The sequence below is a fragment of the Paenibacillus rhizoryzae genome (genome assembly GCF_059686995.1).
The window spans coordinates 123,323-140,910 of the sequence record NZ_JCAALT010000012.1; the positions used below are offsets into that span (position 1 = coordinate 123,323).

At 48.2% G+C, this 17,588-nt stretch carries 15 protein-coding genes; 11 read left to right on the top strand and 4 right to left on the bottom strand.

Features of this window, described 5'->3' with window-relative positions; genetic code table 11:
- Positions 1-6: 6 nt before the first annotated feature.
- From AC6ESO_RS27085 to AC6ESO_RS27115, 7 genes are all read left to right on the top strand, one after another.
- Complete coding sequence (locus AC6ESO_RS27085) at positions 7-2,247, top strand: DUF5696 domain-containing protein (protein ID WP_497094112.1); 2,241 nt, start codon at positions 7-9, stop codon at positions 2,245-2,247.
- Between the two features lie 2 nt (positions 2,248-2,249).
- Positions 2,250-3,119, top strand: coding sequence for a carbohydrate ABC transporter permease (locus tag AC6ESO_RS27090; protein WP_494817914.1), 870 nt, complete (start codon positions 2,250-2,252; stop codon positions 3,117-3,119).
- Positions 3,120-3,138: 19 nt separating this feature from the next.
- The gene (locus tag AC6ESO_RS27095) at positions 3,139-4,128 is read left to right on the top strand and encodes an ABC transporter permease subunit (protein WP_494817915.1); all 990 of its coding nucleotides are present in this window, start codon (positions 3,139-3,141) and stop codon (positions 4,126-4,128) included.
- Between the two features lie 56 nt (positions 4,129-4,184).
- Positions 4,185-5,180, top strand: a complete 996-nt coding sequence (locus AC6ESO_RS27100; RefSeq protein ID WP_497094113.1) for a Gfo/Idh/MocA family protein — start codon at positions 4,185-4,187, stop codon at positions 5,178-5,180.
- On the top strand, positions 5,177-6,046 hold the full coding sequence (locus tag AC6ESO_RS27105) for a sugar phosphate isomerase/epimerase family protein (RefSeq protein WP_497094114.1): 870 nt from the start codon (positions 5,177-5,179) through the stop codon (positions 6,044-6,046). The genes AC6ESO_RS27100 and AC6ESO_RS27105 overlap by 4 nt, the downstream gene beginning before the upstream one ends.
- Positions 6,047-6,125: 79 nt before the next feature.
- A complete protein-coding gene (locus AC6ESO_RS27110) occupies positions 6,126-8,000 on the top strand; it encodes a heparinase II/III domain-containing protein (protein WP_497094115.1) in 1,875 nt (624 codons plus the stop codon).
- 94 nt (positions 8,001-8,094) lie between these two features.
- Positions 8,095-8,784, top strand: a complete 690-nt coding sequence (locus AC6ESO_RS27115) for a GNAT family N-acetyltransferase (RefSeq protein WP_497094116.1) — start codon at positions 8,095-8,097, stop codon at positions 8,782-8,784.
- Positions 8,785-9,177: 393 nt separating this feature from the next.
- Here the strand turns inward: AC6ESO_RS27115 and AC6ESO_RS27120 are convergent, their stop codons facing one another.
- Positions 9,178-10,170 (bottom strand): Gfo/Idh/MocA family protein, encoded by a 993-nt coding sequence (locus AC6ESO_RS27120; protein WP_497094117.1) that lies wholly within the window; start codon positions 10,168-10,170, stop codon positions 9,178-9,180.
- Positions 10,171-10,394: 224 nt separating this feature from the next.
- Here AC6ESO_RS27120 and AC6ESO_RS27125 point away from each other — a divergent pair, with 224 nt between their 5' ends.
- From AC6ESO_RS27125 to AC6ESO_RS27135, 3 genes are all read left to right on the top strand, one after another.
- Positions 10,395-10,643: a hypothetical protein gene (locus AC6ESO_RS27125; RefSeq protein ID WP_497094118.1), complete on the top strand. Its 249-nt coding sequence runs from the start codon at positions 10,395-10,397 to the stop codon at positions 10,641-10,643.
- 37 nt (positions 10,644-10,680) lie between these two features.
- Positions 10,681-11,043 (top strand): VOC family protein, encoded by a 363-nt coding sequence (locus AC6ESO_RS27130; RefSeq protein WP_497094119.1) that lies wholly within the window; start codon positions 10,681-10,683, stop codon positions 11,041-11,043.
- A gap of 67 nt (positions 11,044-11,110) precedes the next feature.
- Positions 11,111-12,592, top strand: a complete 1,482-nt coding sequence (locus AC6ESO_RS27135) for a S8 family serine peptidase (protein WP_497094120.1) — start codon at positions 11,111-11,113, stop codon at positions 12,590-12,592.
- Between the two features lie 64 nt (positions 12,593-12,656).
- On the opposite strand, the gene AC6ESO_RS27140 is transcribed toward AC6ESO_RS27135, so the two are convergent.
- Complete coding sequence (locus AC6ESO_RS27140) at positions 12,657-13,553, bottom strand: LysR family transcriptional regulator (protein WP_497094121.1); 897 nt, start codon at positions 13,551-13,553, stop codon at positions 12,657-12,659.
- 130 nt (positions 13,554-13,683) lie between these two features.
- Between AC6ESO_RS27140 and AC6ESO_RS27145 the strand changes: the two genes are divergently transcribed.
- Entirely contained in the window at positions 13,684-14,355 is a 672-nt protein-coding gene (locus tag AC6ESO_RS27145; protein ID WP_497094122.1) for an O-methyltransferase, read from the top strand.
- Between the two features lie 103 nt (positions 14,356-14,458).
- On the opposite strand, the gene AC6ESO_RS27150 is transcribed toward AC6ESO_RS27145, so the two are convergent.
- Positions 14,459-15,076 carry a methyltransferase family protein gene (locus AC6ESO_RS27150; protein ID WP_497094123.1) on the bottom strand — a complete coding sequence of 206 codons (618 nt, stop codon included), beginning with the start codon at positions 15,074-15,076 and terminating at the stop codon, positions 14,459-14,461.
- A 235-nt stretch (positions 15,077-15,311) separates the two neighbouring features.
- Entirely contained in the window at positions 15,312-17,447 is a 2,136-nt protein-coding gene (locus AC6ESO_RS27155) for a heavy metal translocating P-type ATPase (protein ID WP_497094124.1), read from the bottom strand.
- Positions 17,448-17,588: the final 141 nt, after the last annotated feature.

The window sequence follows — 17,588 nt, forward strand, 5'->3', positions numbered from 1 at the left end:
GGTACCATGATTACGAGAAAAACCAATCGAAGAATGTACGCTACAGCACTCGGTTTAGTCGTTGTGGTGCTTCTGGTCATCCTTGCCTTGCCCTCGCTAAAGAGTGCCATTGCTCGCGCGCAGCAGGAAATGAAACCAAAGAATGAAGCAGTTGAGGCTGTATCGGATACGCCGGCAGGTGATGCAGCGCCGCAGACGCCAACCGAATTTGAGAAAGTAGCGGAAACCGAGCGGCTTGAGCTGCTGTTCCGTTCTTCCGATTCCGCGATTGTGGTGAAGGACAAGAGTAACGGCTACTCCTGGCAATCCGCTGTTCCGCTTCAAGACGGAGCAACGGAAGGCAATGATCTGTGGACCGCCAGCAGTCAGTCCATCTTCCACATGACGTTTACGGATCCGAATTTGCCGGCGCTGGAAACGCAGGAGACGAACTCGGTTATCGAACAGCCGAAGATCAAGGCGACGGCGCTGGCTGACGGAATATCCGTTCACTACGAGCTGCCACGATTGCAAATCAGTTTCGATATGATCTTCGCATTGAAAGGGAATGCCCTCGAGGTCACCGTCCCGGGTCAATCCATTCATGAAGCGGAGAATAATTGGTTGATGGCCATATCGCCGCTTCCGTTCTTTGGAGCAGCCATGGATCATGAGCAAGGGTATGCGATTTATCCGGATGGTCCGGGAGCGCTGTCGACCTTTAAGGCGAACCATCCGAATTACTTAAATCCCTATCGAGCGAGCGTGTATGGATCGGATACCATCACTTTCAACAACTATCAGCGGCAACAGAATGCGCTGCTGCCTATATTCGGCTTGAAGGTGAACGATAATGCGTTCCTGGGGATGATCACGAAAGGCGAGTACGATGCGAACATTCTTTATTCGCCCAGCGGTTACTTGATCAATATGAATCGCGTATCCTCGGAGCTTGTCTATAGGCGTGAGTATGAAGCGGTGAAGAAGGACGGGAACTTGACCAAGAAGCCGGAGAAGGAGCTGCTGCGGGAGGATCATACCATCCGCTATGTGTTCTTCAGCGGTGAAGAAGCGGATTACAGCCATATGGCCTCCGCTTATCGGCAATATCTGATCGATGAGAAAGGGGTCGCTCCGCGCATTAAGAAGGGAGAGCCGATTCCGTTCGGACTTGATTTGCTGATGGGCATTAAGGAAGGCCAGATTTTGTTTGATCATTTCATTCCTACCACGACCTTCGATGAAGCGCAGCAAATCATGGAGGATCTGACCAAGCGCGGAGTAAGCAGCATCTCTGCCAATCTGCTGGGCTGGACGCGCGAAGGGTACTTGGAGTATCCATCCGGTTATAAACCGTCTTCGAAGATCGGTGGAAAAAGCGGATTGAAGAAATTAAGCGAATATACCAAGGCGAATAACTATCAGCTGTTTCTACAGGACAATTACATCATGGGCTGGAAGGGCGTCGACGGTTTCTCCACACGCAGCGACGTCGTTGTCGGAGCCAATCATTTTGCGGTCACGGATCGGTATAGCGAGCTCTTCTACTTGAATGCCGGCAAGCAAAATGAACGTTTTCAAGACAAGGTGCTTGATCCGCTCAGCAAACTAGCGATTACCGGCATTAATTTCGACGGGATCGGGTATACGGACTACTACGACTTCAATAAGGCTTATCCGCTGAATCGTGAAGGAACGGCATCCAAGTGGCTGGAAATGATGGGCAAATCAGTGGATCAGTTTGGCGCAGCCGCCGCAATCGGGGGCAACGGATATACCATCCCCCAATCATCGCGTTTGTTCAGTATTCCTATGGAAGACAGCGGCTATTTCTTTACCGATGAAACGATTCCGTTCTACCAAATGGTCGTGCATGGACTTCTCCCTTACTCGGGTGATGCGCAGAATTTATTTTACGATCCGCGGCTGCAGTTCCTGAAGATGGTGGAATACGGCTATATGCCTTACTACCAATTTACGAAAAATCACTCTGAGGATCTCAAGGATACCTATTACAGTGATTTGTTCAGCTCGGCGTATCACAACTGGGTCGATCAAGCGGTCGATCAGTATAAAGAGATGAGCGAGAAGCTTCAGCCGGTATGGTCGCAGACGATGAAGGAGCATCGCAAGCTGGAGAAGGACGTCTATGAGGTCGTTTACGAGGATGGTAGTCGATTAATCGTCAACTATTCGCCGCGAGAAGTGAAGATCGATGGTCTTTTTGTACCGGATAAAGACTTTATCGTCGTACCGAAGGGGGGATAAGCATGAGCGAGCGGAGGATGAGTTTAGAGAAGAAGAAGATGCTGGCCGGCTATATTTATATCGCTCCATGGGCAATCGGCTTCGCATTGTTTATGTGTTATCCCTTAGTTTATTCCCTTTGGCTTAGCTTTCATGAAGTCGTCGGTGTAGGAAACTTCGAGCTGCAGTCCGTGGGCTGGGACAATTTCAATCGGGCATTCGTACTCGATACGCAGTTTATTCCGCTGTTTATCTCGGTCATTCAAGATGCGGTCATCAATACGCCGCTTGTGCTCGTGTTCTCCCTGTTTATCGCGATTCTGTTGAATCATAACATTAAAGGACGCGCTTTCTTCCGAGCGTCATTCTTCCTGCCCGTATTGATCGGCTCCGGTCTCGCTATGCAGCAGCTGCTGTATGCGGGGGTAGGGAAAGATACGCTCGTCAACGGCATCGGCGTTCCGGATGAAGTGTTTCTCTATATGGGACCTACTTTCTCCCAGATCGTGTTCGATATGTTAAGCCGGCTGACCGTGATTTTCTGGAAGACAGGCGTGCAAATTCTGCTATTCTTGGCCGGTCTTCAAGGCATATCCGTTTCCTTGTATGAATCGGCAAGATGCGATGGCGCGACGGAGTGGGAGATGTTCTGGAAAATCACCCTGCCGCTCATGACGCCAATTATTCTGCTTAATCTGGTTTACACCTGCGTTGATTCCTTCACGGATATTAACAATAGGATGATGGTTTATATCAAAGATACGGCCTTTACCGACATCCAGATGGGGTATGCTTCCGGAATGGGCTGGATCTACTTCTTGTTTATTTTCGTGCTGCTCATTCTCGTATTCGTTTCTACCAGACGTTTTGTTGTTTACACAGGGGAAAAATAATACAGGAGGTGATTGCAGCGTGAAGTCGATTCCCATTCCGAAGTCCAAGCAGCGTGTTGCTGCCGTTACGCAAACCGAAGTAAGCAGCAAAGTAAAGGCGATCCGAAACCACAGCTTGGTTAGCCGAATCGGGAGCAAGAGCCGCTGGATCTCGCTCATCTATCGCACCTTCGTCTATGTGATTCTCATAGATTTGGCTTTCGTGTTCCTTTATCCATTCATCTATATGGTTACGACAGCGCTTAAGCATCCGGTGGATCTGATGGATTTTACGATTAAGTGGATTCCGACGAGTCTGGCTTGGGAGAATTTCTATTACGGGATGAAGGGCTTGCAATTTATGACGCACTTCAATAATTCCGCTCTGATTGCCGTCTTGAGCGTGATCGGCCAGGTGCTGTCCTGTTCCTTTGTTGCTTACGGCTTTGCCCGCATCAAATTTCCCGGCCGCGAGGTTCTGTTCTTCCTGTGCATGTTCACCATGATAATACCGCCGCAAACGATCATCGTTCCTCTGTTCATGCAGTACAAAACAATAGGGTGGCTCGACAGCGTGCTGCCGCTTATTGTTCCGTCCTTCTTCGCAGGCGGGCTTCGCGGCGCGCTGTTCATCTTTATCTTTCGCCAGCTGTTCCGCGGGCTTCCTTGGGAGCTTGAGGATGCCGCCCGAGTGGATGGCTGCGGCAGCTTCAAGGTGTATTGGAAGATTATTCTGCCGCTTACACCGCCTGCTATCGTAGTTACAACGCTGTTATCGCTCGTATGGCATTGGAATGATTTCTTCGAGCCGTCGATCTTCCTCACCTCGGAAGAGAAATTCACCTTGCCGATGATGCTGCCTCGTCTCTATCAATCCCTGGATACGTTAACGGGCAGCACCTTTGAAGTGTTCAGCTTACCTGTTGTTATGGCCGCAACTTTCATGGCTTTGTTACCGATGCTTCTGGTTTATTTTTTCCTGCAGCGGTATTTCATTCAAGGCGTGGAGCGTTCCGGTTTGGTTGAGTAAGATGCGGGTTGTTTCAGTTGCGCTTGGCAATACACTCATTATCGGGAGGTATGGACATGAATAAAGTACGCATCGGTTTCATTGGAACGGGAGGCATCGCAGGGTGGCATGCCCGGCAGCTGCTGGAATTGCCGGAGGCTGAGATCAAGGCTGTAGCGGATACCAGCAGCAAGAACCGGGACAATTTCATTGCGAAGAATAGCTTGAGCGATGTGCTGCAATTCTCGGATTATCGAGAGATGCTGGAGCAGGCTGACATCGATGCCGTTATTATTTGTTCCCCGCATACGCTGCATTTCACGCAAGCGCAAGATGTCCTTCGCAGAGGGCTGCATGTGCTGATCGAGAAGCCGATGACTTGTTCTTCCGAGGAGGCGGAGCAGCTGATTCGAGTCGCCGAGCAGTCGGGCAAAATTATGCAAGTCTCTTATCAGCGGCACTTTCAGCCGGAATTCTTATATATTCGCGATGCTATCGCCAGCGGCGAAATCGGTAAACTGACTTCCATTACGGCATCGCTCTACCAGCAATGGAGACAAGGAACGCCGGGCTCTTGGCGGGCGGATCCCGCGTTATCCGGCGGCGGCTTCCTGATGGATTCGGGCAGTCACATTATCGATGTGCTGCTCTGGACAACCGGCCTCACGCCAATCGAAGTGAAGCCGCAGCTGCATATGCACGGCGCAACCGTCGAGATCGATACGTTTACATCGATTCGTTTCGAGGAAGGAGCCGTTGCCGGTTTGAATTTGGTCGGTTACTCTCCGTGCTGGCATGAAACCTTCGTATTCTGCGGGGAACAAGGCGGCATCTTCTACGATAATGGGAAGATTACGCTGCGTCGTCTCGGGCAAGATCCGATCGTGCCGGAGCTTCCGGAGCAGACGACCAATCAGGATAAAAGCTTTATCGATGCCATTCTGGGGCGGCATGAGGTGCTTGTACCGGGCGAGTTTGCCTTGAAGGTCGTGAAGCTGTCGGAGATGATCTATCAAGCTGCCGGCTACGAGCCGCATGCAGACACTGAATCAAAGGGGGAACAATCGGCATGACGATCCAATTAGGAATGCGAATTCCGCCGAAGATCGGAGCGGAAGGAATTGCTAGGACAGCCCAGTGGGCTGCAAGCATTGGGCTTGATGTGCTGGATGTTTCCAATCTGACTCCTGAAGTGAAGGCATCCTGCGAGGAAGCCGGTATGGGCATCGGATCCATTGATGCCCATCATACGTCACGGCTGTTAAGCCGCGACGAAGGCCGCCGCGAGGAAGCGCTGGAAGCGGCGAAGAAGCAATTGAGCTCCATTGCTTCGCTAGGCGGAAGCGTGCTGTTCATGTGTCTTGTGCCGGAGGATCATACGCTCCCGCGCAAGGATGGCTTCGCGATCTGGAAGGAAACTTTCCCCGAGCTCGTGCGTCATGCAGAACAGACGGGCATCTATATCGCGATTGAAGGATGGCCCGGACCTGCGCCGCATTACCCCACGCTTGGCTGTACGCCGGAAATGTGGAGAGCGATGTTCGATGCGATCCCCTCCAAGCATTTCGGGCTGAACTACGACCCTTCCCATCTCGTGCGGTTAGGAATTGACTACCTGCGCGCATTGGACGAATTTGGGGAACGCATCAATCACTGCCATGGCAAGGATACGGAAATACTCCGCGAAGAACAGTACGAGAGCGGCGTGATAACGCCAACCTTCGGTACGAAATATGACTTCTCCGAAGGCTCCTGGCGGTATACCATCCCTGGACACGGGGAAGTCGACTGGGGCAAAGTAGCCGTCCGTCTTGATCGGCTCGCTTATGCGGGAGCCGTAAGCATTGAGCTTGAGGATCATCGTTTCTGGGGCTCCATTGAGGCCGAGAAACAAGGCGTTATGAAGGCGACTGCGCATTTGGCGAAGTATTTTAAATAATAGAAGAGGCAAGCAGCGGACGCTCCGTTTGCTTGCCTTTTCTTTCTGTTAAGAAGAAGGATAGGAGGTCGATGAGTCCATGCTAGCGGAGAGATATAGTACTCCTAGTCTGAGGGGAGATTTGATTTCGCGCGAGAATTACAAGCCTTATCCGACAAGCGAAGACCGCCAAGCATGGGATGGATTGCCGCTTCATCTGCGAACCTACTGGATAAATAAAGGGGTTGGAAAGCTTAATCATACGTGGAATCCACTACCGGCCACTGCGTACATGGATTATAGCAGAACAGGCAATCGGGAGCGGTACGATCATGCTTCATGGGAGAGGAGACGTACTCTGGCTTCGCTAGTCATCGCGGAATGTATCGAGAACGAGGGGCGGTTCCTGGATGACATCGTCAACGGCATATGGTGTATCTGCGAGGAAACGTTCTGGGGCATTCCCGGGCACGGCTACATGATGAAGAGGCAGGAATCTCTCCCGGATGTGTCGGAGCCCATTATTGAATTGTTCTCGGCTGAAACTGCGGCAATGCTCGCGTGGACGTATTATTTGCTGAAATCTAAGTTGGATGGCGTAAGTAAGATGGTCTGTGAGCGGATACAGCATGAGGTGAGGAAGAGGATTCTTGATCCGTATCTAAACCGGAACGATTTCTGGTGGATGGGCTTTAATCAAGAGCGGATGCTGAATAATTGGAATCCATGGTGCAATTCGAATTGTTTGGCGGCATTTCTGCTGCTCGAGGATGATCCCGAACGCCGGGAAGCCGCGGTAATAAAGGCGATGCGCAGCTTGGATCACTATATGGAACGGCTCCATTCCGATGGAGGCTGCGAGGAAGGACCTAAGTATTGGATCTATGCCGGGGGCATGTTGTTCGATAGCTTGGAGCTGCTCTACAGCGTCTCGGCCTGCAAAATAAATGTATACGCCGAGCCCCTCATTCAACAAATCGGAGGCTACATCTACAAGGCTTTTATTGATGGTTCGTATTATGTGAATTTTGCAGACAGCTCGCCTAAGGTGGAGATTCCCGCAGAGCTTGCTTATCGCTATGGATGCCGGATCGGTGATGATAAGCTTGCCGGATTAGGCGCCATGGTGCTGAAGAAGAAGCGGGAAGAAGCAACCGACCTTGAGTTCTCATCCTTGTCCCGCCTGCTGCCGGCGCTATTTCATTACTCGGAAATCGAGCGCTGTGAGGGAGAAACGCCCTACGTTCGAGAGGCATGGCTGGATGGCATTCAACTGATGGTGGCCAGAGAGCAGCAGGGTTCATCCAAGGGGCTGTTCGTTGCAGCTAAGGGGGGGCATAACGACGAAAGCCATAATCATAATGATATCGGCCACTTTATCGTGTACTGCAATGGTTCACCGATGATTGTCGACCCCGGGATGTTGACCTATACATCGAAGTCCTTCTTTGCAGAGCGCTATACGATATGGGCCATGCAATCCGCTTACCACAATGTTCCGATCGTAAATGGAGTAGAGCAGAGGAATGGAAGATCCTACCGAGCTGTTGATGTCCATTATAAGCTTGATGATCAGACAGCATCGTTGACGATGAATATCGGGAACGCCTACCCGGACTCTGCCGAAATTAGGAGCTGGATACGGACGATAAGTCTGATTCGGGATGCGTCCCCTTGTATTGAGATTAAGGATGAATTTCATATGCAGCATGTGACGGGTGATATTACGTTGCATTTGTTGACGCCGCACCTTCCTCGCACTGAAGAGGACGGGAGCTTTATTTTGCAGGATGAAGTTCATAATAAGGTTTGCATCCAATACAACCGTACGAAGTTTGCTGGCTCGGTAGAGACCCTTTCACTCGAGGACGCAATCATGCGGGAAGTATGGGGAGAGCACTTATATCGCATTCAGCTTAAAGCAATGACTGCAACCGAACGGGGAGAATGCATCATCAGAATAAGCCGAATATAGTCGCGCACGCCTCTAGCCCGGCAGATTTAAACAATGGTATATTAGGGGGAATCTGACAAGATTGGGCGAGAAGCGTTGAAACGAGGCGAGATCATTGAACCCTGTTAGCATTGAGCGATATAACCAGCACAGAGACAAGGCTCAAATGGAGCAGATGCTGCTTAACAACCGTTTTGTAGCGAAAAGGTTCTTCAGAGATGAGGAGGGTAATAAGGAGAATATTCTGGTTGCACGCCATAATTCCACTACCTTCGGATTTCTCTCCTTTAATGCTTTCGGCAGTATAATGGAACGCATTGGGGGCTCTTTCCCCTCAGAGCATATTACGGTACGTAATTATGACGAGAACGATTACACGAAATGGGATAGAATTATTGAGCTAGCCTTCTATTATACGCGTCAGAGGATCGGCATGTATCCATCGTTCTTCTATAAACCCGTGGAATGGGAACGAGAGAAATATGCGCTTAATAAAGACAATGAGTTTGTTATGTTAGTGGAGGATACGATCGTAGCGGCAGGAACCATCGAAGGAAATCGAATCGCTTCTGTCGCGGTTGCCATCGAGCATCAAGGGCGAGGATACGGAACGGCTTTCGTGAAATTTCTTATTAATGAGATCCTTAGCAGAGGCGAAGATAAGGTCGCCCTTGAAGTGTCTAAAGGCAATCTCGCGAAGCAGTTATATGAGAATCTGGGGTTTAGAGAGGTAGATTACTACCATCAATATGTGAAATATTTCAGACCTGAAACAAGGCTAAGTGCTCCGCCGGACAATTATTAATTTAACATATCACCGCGTTAATATAGTACAAAATTCATCTCGCACTCCTCGTCTTGCATGCTGCGCAATTTTAACGAACCGTTGGGGCGTTATTTGGCCTAATTTCGGGGCTTTGAGAATCTAACGAACCGTACAGGCCTTATTTGGGGATAATAGGCTCGCAAATACTCGAAAACTGTCAAATAGAGCCCGTACGGTTCGTTAGCATTATTTCGGAGTTATTTATGGGCAAATAAGCGCCGTACGATTCGTTAGAGCTTTCTGCATGATCAAATACCAAACCGCCTGAACGAAGTTTCACGTATACCAAAGAGCTACCGGACTTCCAGAACATAAAGCCATAAGGGCTATAGGGATCAATACCCTATAGCCCTTATGAATTCCAAAAACGGTCTAGCCAATCAGTTCGGACAAGGACACTACGCGTTTCTCAGCTACCGAAATATAGGCAGCTTCCATCACTCTTGTCAGATCCGTTGCCAGCTCGTTATTCAAGTCAGCTTTCGTATCGTTCATGATATGGCCGACCCATTGTTCAATAGCTGTAGGCAGGTCTGGTTGATGCTCGATTGCAATCCACTCTTGTTGCTCCAGTTTGTTGCTGCGAACGCGAATGACGTCATCTGGCAATCCATACATAAGTGTACCTTCGGTACCATGAATTTCAATGCAGAATGGGGAATGCGGCGTAACGTAACCTGTTTCGAGGATACCGACAGCACCGTTCTCATAGCCAAGCAGGACCGTTGCATTGTCTTCAACCTCTTTGCCGGTCACATAACCGAAGTTGGCACTTACGGTTTGCGGCAGCCCCAGGAGATAACGAGTCAGATAAACCGGGTGACAGCCCAGATCGATCAGAGCGCCCCCGCGGCATTGCTCGAGATTGTAGAAATGCTCCGGCAGCCAATTTCCAGTCGTGCCGTTATGTGCATTGCGAACGCGGATTTGAGTGATTTGGCCGAAAATGCCGGAATCAATCAGCCCTTTGATCGACGGTGTATAGCGTTCGTTCAGGCGGAACATCGAAACCGTGAATTTAACGCCCGATTCACGTACTGCGGCTTTAATTTCGTTCACTTCTTTCAATGTAGCTGCAACGACCTTCTCTGTGAAAATATGTTTACCCGCACGAGCGGCTTTCACCATAACATCGCGATGCATGTTGGTTGGCGCATCTACAACGACTGCATCGATATCTGTACGAGCAAGCAGCTCATCCAGATCAGCGAAGAACGGTACGCCCAATTGGTCGGCGATTTCCTGTCCGCGGGCAGGAAGCTCGTCCCAAATAGCGGCTACCTCGAGGTTCGGGTTGGCTTGCACTTGATTAGTGTAATCCCAGGCATGAACATGCCAATAGCTGAGCATGGCTACGCGAATCATTGTTGAAATTCCTCCTAGTATTGTAAGTGGTTGGCATGATCCATACCTTATCATAGATGAAATCGCTTTATAATATGATTTTATGACATAGAAACTATGAATTTACGACATGACTTATAGGTGCTGGTTACTATTGCTTAGAAATATTTTCATAAATAAGGTAATATATAGGTATTGAATGGCTCTTTACTAGAAGAAAGTCCTACTACAACAAGGAGTAACGAATGAAACTGCGTATTCCGTTATATGTCGCTTCCACTTGTTTGATCTCCATTTTAGCCGATAAGTATATCTTAAAATGGGTGGGGATTGCTAATGTAAAATCCGTTATCTTTGGCTTACTCGTCGCTCTTGCCTTCTTCCTACTTGAGAAGACGGGACTTGCAAACAAACCTATAGCTGTAACAACAGGGATTGGGATTATCATACTCGGTCTCGCTTTAAGAATAGTAGCTAACCATTATTATCTGTAAGTATCATTCATTTAACAATTACTGGGAGGTAATCGAAATGGTAGAGCAAATAGTGATTACACCGATTAAGCCGGTTGTTCCGGCTATCTTCGTCAATGTAACGCACATAAGGAAGTCCGTTGACTGGTACTGCAACTTGCTGGGTCTACCGATTCCCGAGGAAACCAGAGAGGGCATGCATATTTTCGATTTAAGTGGGAGTCAGTGCTCTAATATATTTCTGGAAAAGAGAGACGAAGTAACCCCTATCGCAGAGCCGCTATTCAGTCTAACCGCGCCTGACAATGAGGCGACTTTCCAATTCTTAACCCAGCTTGGCATAGAAATTGTAAATAGAGATGAAGACGTCATTCACTTTAGAGATCCAGATGGGAACGTGCTGATGGCTTGTTCGATCTAATATATCAAGCAAAAGCAGACCTCGCGGGGGTCTGCTTTTATTATGAATATAACAAGGAGGAGATCCATTGCACTGGCCATCGATCAGAGAGTTTTTGCGAATTCCTGACCATCTTACTGGAAAGGGCATTAACATAGCTGTAATAGATAGTCGATTCCCGAATCATCCGGATCTTGCCACAAATGACCATCGTCAGACTTATATCGTGAATACGTCTGATGCTACACAGGAACCCATGCTTATGGAGCAAGGAGAAGGGCCTTGGAACAAAGGACTGCATGGTTTGTGGGCAGCAGCTGCTTCCGCCGGTTCAGGCCAGCTTTCTGATGGTCATTATTGCGGAGCAGCTCCGGAGGCGAATCTTTATTTACTACAAACCGGGCCATTCTACACAGCTACCGATATGGATGAGAAAATAGGTGGTGCGCTGAGCTGGCTGAGACCTAACTGGCGAAAATACGACATTCGCGGTGTGGTACTCACCGTTGCATCCGCTCATGATACAGGACTCCTTCCCTGGCAGACAGACCCCACTCGCGTGCTCTGTGAAGAATTAGCCGACGATGGACTCTTAATCGTATCTTCTGTCGGTAACACGAAGGAGTTGACTTGCCATGGACCTGCTTCTTCCCCTTCTGTCCTGTCAGTTGGGGGCGTCATCGTCCCTGAGAATGGAGATATTCTAGACGCCATTCCCTACCATTGCTGCCGAGGCGTCACGTTTGAAGGGAAATGGGTGCCGGAGATCCTTGCTCCCGCTGAAAATATCGTTCTTCCGATGCCTTTTGTAACGGAGGAAGAACGTCAGAATCATTTTACCGCACCATTCGATGAACTCCCCCGTGATTATGCCCGAACTGAAGGAACTTCGTTCGCGGGGCCAATCGTATTAGGGGCTGCAGCATGTATCTGGCAGGCGCATCCCGAATGGACGGCCTACGAAGTGAAATCAGCGATATTGGCATGCGGTTATACAAACCCATTATGGGATACATTACGATCAGGATTAGTGAATGTAACTGACGCTGTCACCTCAGAAAGAGTCCATGAGCGCGGAGAACATACGAGACATTCTGCTTTCCAATTACGTGCGCTATCCTTACTGCGTCAACCGAACTTATCGGATCTATCGTTACGCACCGAGTTGCACTCTTCGCTAAGAGACGAGAACAGCTACGTTAAAATGGCGGCTCTATACGTACTTGGGAAGATGCCGACAGTCTGGGAATCGTTCACCGACGAGCTAATTGGGCTATTCACAGATACGGATTCAAATATTAGGTACTGTACGATGAGGTTAGCGTCGCGAACTCAAAACAACCAGTTTATGAAACCATTGATTGCCGGCTTATTGCAGGACGCAACAACCGAAAGCGTCTCCACTTTCGGTGCAGCTTGCGAAGCACTGGAGGCGATAACGGGTCTTCGTTTTCCGCCGACTCCGGAGTGGCGAGAGGGACAATGCTGGTATTCCGAGCGAAGTACCGAAGCCAGACTGAGTATTGCGCGCCAGTGGCTTGATTGGGAGGGGCAGCAGAGACGGGCATAAACTGCATATCTTACCAGTGTTTTTAGCGTTAAAGCAGACCCCCTCTGGTCTGCTTTTCTCATTTCTATCCTCGAACCGGATTCTCGCGAATCATCTGAATAAAATTCATCGTGGAAGCTGAGAGGGGTTCATGCTTGCGCGTACATATAGCAATGGTGTTGGTTAAATGGATTCCCTCCACATAAACGCGGCATAACTCCCCCCGTTTGACATAGTCGCGCACGACCAAGGACGAGACGAAATTGGCGCCATAGCCTGCAATTACAGCCGTGATCGCTTCATGCAATCCATTGAATTGCAAGGAGATCGTCGGTGTCGAGGAGTTGTAGGTGCGGCATAATGACAGCAATCGCTCACGCGTAGAGCTCCCTTCCTCACGCATCACGAAAGGCTCCTTCATCATGTCATTCAGCGAAATCCGTTGATTCGCATAACGATGGCTGGGGGCAACAACGAACCATAACTCATCCCGGAATAACTCCTCCGTCTGAATCGTATCCGGATAAGCCTCAGGCATTCCGCCGTAAATCGCAATGTCGACATCTACATTTAAGAGCTGTTGCAGAGCATCATTGGAGTTCGTCGTTGTGATGATCATTTCGACCTGTTCGAACTGCTGTTTGAAGGTTGCGATCCAAGTTGGGATCAAGAAATGAGCGGGCAAGTAGGTCGCGGCTAAGCGAATACATCCATTCGAGCCGTTGCGGTAGTCTTGGGCATATTGTTCAATTTGCTGTTCCACGGAAAAAAGTCGCTTCGCAAGTAATGCAATCTCTTCACCCGCATCCGTCAAAGCGATTCCTCTTCCTTGCGGCTTTAGCAGCGGGAGGAGCAGCTCTTTCTCGAATTTCTTAATCTGCGCGGTGATGGCGGGTTGGCTGATATTGAGCAATTCCGAAGCTCGAGTCACACTTCCCGTACTCGCAATCACATGAAACAGCCGTAAGGCATGTAGATTCATCGCGATTCTCCTCTATTCGCCAAATCATATATGAAATGTATAAATGCAATTTAAACATATATTATATTTATGATTATATCTCGAATACACTGAAAGCAGAAGTTCATAACGAGAAGGAGAAGTGATGATTATGAATCAAGCAAATGTCTGGAGCGAGGTTGATCAGTATATTGCGGAGCGGTTAATGGAGCAGGATGCGGTTCTCGACAAGGTGTTATTCACCAATCAAGAGGCAGGCTTACCGGGAATCGATGTTTCTCCTACGCAAGGTAAATTCTTGAACTTACTAGTACAGTTGCATGGTTCGAAACGGATTCTGGAAATAGGCACATTGGGAGGTTACAGTACGATATGGTTAGCAAGAGCACTGCCGTCCGATGGCCGATTAGTCACACTGGAGCTCGATCCCCATCATGCACAAATTGCAGCAGCTAATCTAACTCTCGCACAGGTAGAGGATAAAGTTGAAATTCGAGTCGGCGAGGCTTTGGAGCAATTGGCGCTAATGCGCAATGAGGGCGTTGAAAAATTCGATTTCATCTTCATTGATGCGGATAAACCGAATAATCCACACTATTTGAAATGGGCCCTTCATTTCTCCCATCCGGGTACTGTAATCGTGGGCGATAACGTGGTTCGTGGAGGCGAAGTGCTAGACGAGAATAACCCGGATCCGCGTGTCACAGGGGTAAGGCAGTTCTATGATCTCTTGGCAGAAGAGCCTCGAATTGCAGCCACAGCGATTCAAACCGTGGGCAGCAAAGGATACGATGGTTTCTTGATTGGGCTTGTAACGAGCTGAAGGTGCTGCTTGATGTTTGGCCATAAGAAAACCGCCTTGGTGACAAGGCGGTTTATAAATTTATCTTTCCCCGTTCTCTTTAACTATCGGAATAACATGGTTATCACCATATAAATGGGATCAGTCGAAAAGTCTGGGCACAATACTCATCAAATTCTTTTCCGAATTGCTCCTGCAAGGACTTTTCTTCTACCTTTATTCTAACGTTAAAACATAGGATACATATCATTAAGGAACATATAACAGCGACTAGGCTGCGCAGAGATAATGCAACACCGGCTGAAAACAGTATTAAACCTGTATATGATGGGTGTCGTATATATTTATAAACTCCATTACGAATAAGCTGATGGTCTTTAAATATACGTACCGTAACAGTAAAATATTTTCTTAAAGTCAATACAGCTATACCTCTAAGAAGAATTCCGGCAGCCATTATTGAAATCCCGAAAAAATAAAATACATGGGGTAATTTAAGCTGTTCATGAAATGAATATGGAAAATTACTGCTTGAGAGGAAAAAACTCAAGTAAATATTACTTACAAGACCTACAACTACGATAAAAACCGAACCCGAATCATATTTTCTATTATTTTCTCGCAAACGGCATGCATTTAGATCTGCATAAATTCGAATTGCAATCTCAGCTATACAAGCAAAAGCAATAAAACAGTAAAAAACGATTTGCTCAGGTCTGTTTACAAAATAGGATGAAGGCACATGAATCCCCTCCGAGAATGGAAGCTTTTATCGTGGATAAAGCAGCAATGAAATTGATCGGATTAGCTGTCAAAGTAACAATATATGATTTGCAACAGAACAAGACAACTTATCGGATGGCTTCGAGTTTCCTTGAGAGACGATCAGAGATTTGTAGTGAGATCAATGAAAGAGAAGTGTTTGGGCTTTGTAAGGATCCGGAGGACTACAAACCGGAAACGGACCCGTTCGAATTTCATCGTTTAATTGTACCAATCAGCACCGTCAAGCTCACTAACGTGACGAAGATGGTAGCGCCCATGTCGGACAGTATGGCAATCCATAACGTGAGCCAGCCGGGGATGGTAAGCAATAAGGCAATTAGCTTCAATCCGAGGGCAACGCTAATATTGAAGCGAATGATCGAATGAACTCGTTTAGCCACGGCTACAGCTTCCGGCAGTTTGCCTAAATGATCCTGCATGAGCACGATATCCGCGGTTTCAATTGCGCTATCCGTTCCTTTTCCCATAGCGATTCCCAGTTGAGCCGTCGCTAATGCGGGCGCATCGTTAATGCCATCCCCAATCATAGCGACTTTCCCGCGAAGCGCGAGTTCTTTAATTTTATTCACTTTATCTTTGGGCAGCAGATTGCCGTAATAGGAAGTTGCGCCTACTATCTTCGCTACCTTCTCTGCGGTCATCTGATGATCTCCTGTGAGCATGACCGTGTTCCGAATTCCCGCTTGATGGAGCGCTGCAATGACAGTTTTGCTTTCTTCCCTGATTTCATCGGCGATACCGAACATGCCAAGTACCTGCACCTGATCAGCTACGAGAACTAGTGTAAGGCCCTCATTTTTCAAATCATGGATTTGAGCTTGCACATCGGATGGGAAAATCAGATGCTCCATGCTTTTTTCATTGCCAAGCCAGTAAGACTTCCCTCGTACAATGGCTGCAATACCGCGGCCGGAAATCGTCTGGATTTCATCTGGCGCTGATACTTCGATGCCAAGCTCAGCAATTTTCTTCATTATTGCTTTGGCTAGCGGATGAGAAGAGGCTTTCTCTATGGAGCCTGCGACCTCTAAGAATGCTTGTTCCTGGTATACAACCATCTTCTCTACGTACGGTTCACCTTTGGTTATCGTACCGGTCTTGTCGAAGGCAATTGTATCGATTTTGCCCAGCTGTTCTAGAAAGACGCCGCCTTTAATCAGAATTCCGTTCCGCGCGCTTCGAGTGATGCCGGATACAATGGCGATTGGCGAAGAGAGAATAAGTGCACAAGGACACCCGACAATCAAGACGGCTAGGCCTTGATAAATCCATTTGCTCCACTCGCCGCTGAAGAGAAGGGGTGGAACCAGAATGACGAGCACGGAGACCATCATAATAATCGGTGTATAGTACTTTGCAAATTTATTAATAAACAGCTCCGTCGGTGTTTTCGTTTCCTGCGCTTCTTCAACCAAATGTAAAATCTTCGCTAGCGAAGAATCTTTATAAGCCTTCTCGATCCGGATGTGAAGTACGCCTTCATTATTGATGCTTCCGCCAAAGACAGGCTCCCCATTTTCTTTCTCGATCGGTAAGGCCTCCCCAGTAATGGCGGCTTCATTAACCGAGCTTTTTCCGCCAACTACGACTCCATCGGATGGGATCTTTTCCCCGGGTTTAACGATGACGAGATCGCCGATCGTTAAGGATGAGATGGAGACAACCTTTTCATGGCCATTTTCAAGAATCACCGCTTCTTTAGGAGCCAGTTTAAGGAGCGTCTCCATGGAGCGACGGGCTTTCTCCATACCCAGACCTTCGAGCAGCTCATTCAAGCCGAAGAGAATAGCCACAAGCGTTGCTTCCTTCCACTCACCGATTGCAACGGCGCCTGCCAATGCGATTGTCATCAGCGTGTCAATGTTAAATCGCAACGCAAACAGATTTCGTAATCCTCTTAGAAATGTCGAGTAGCCGCTTAGAGCGATTGCCGCAACATACATGCCAATCTGGATTCCGCTGATTACCTGATCCCCGGAGAAATAGGCTACACCATAGAGGATAGCTGAAACCATCAACATTTTTATCATCTTAGCATTTCCGTGTTCATGCGTATGAGCATGATCATGTCCATGAGTATGATCATGACTGCCCTCGTGTGCGCGGTCATGCGTATGGATTTCGGCCAACTGGCTGTGATCGATATAGGCGCGATCTGATTTTAAAATATGCTCGACATCAGGCAGCGATACGCGGGGGTCCAGCTTCAGTTTGCCTGAATTATAACTAAGAGAAGCGCTCTCACCGTGTTCCAGCGCTTTGATTTGCTGTTCGAGACCTAGCGCGCAATTAGCGCATGAGAGCCCTTTGACGCGATATTCGTTCATAAGCAACCTTCTTTCAGTAATATATGAGCACTTATTCATATGATATGTTGGAAACATTTTTATGTCAATTGTAATTACTCCATCTTGAGGTGCTGCAACAATCGACGATCGGCTATGTTATAATGAGGGACATAATAACCT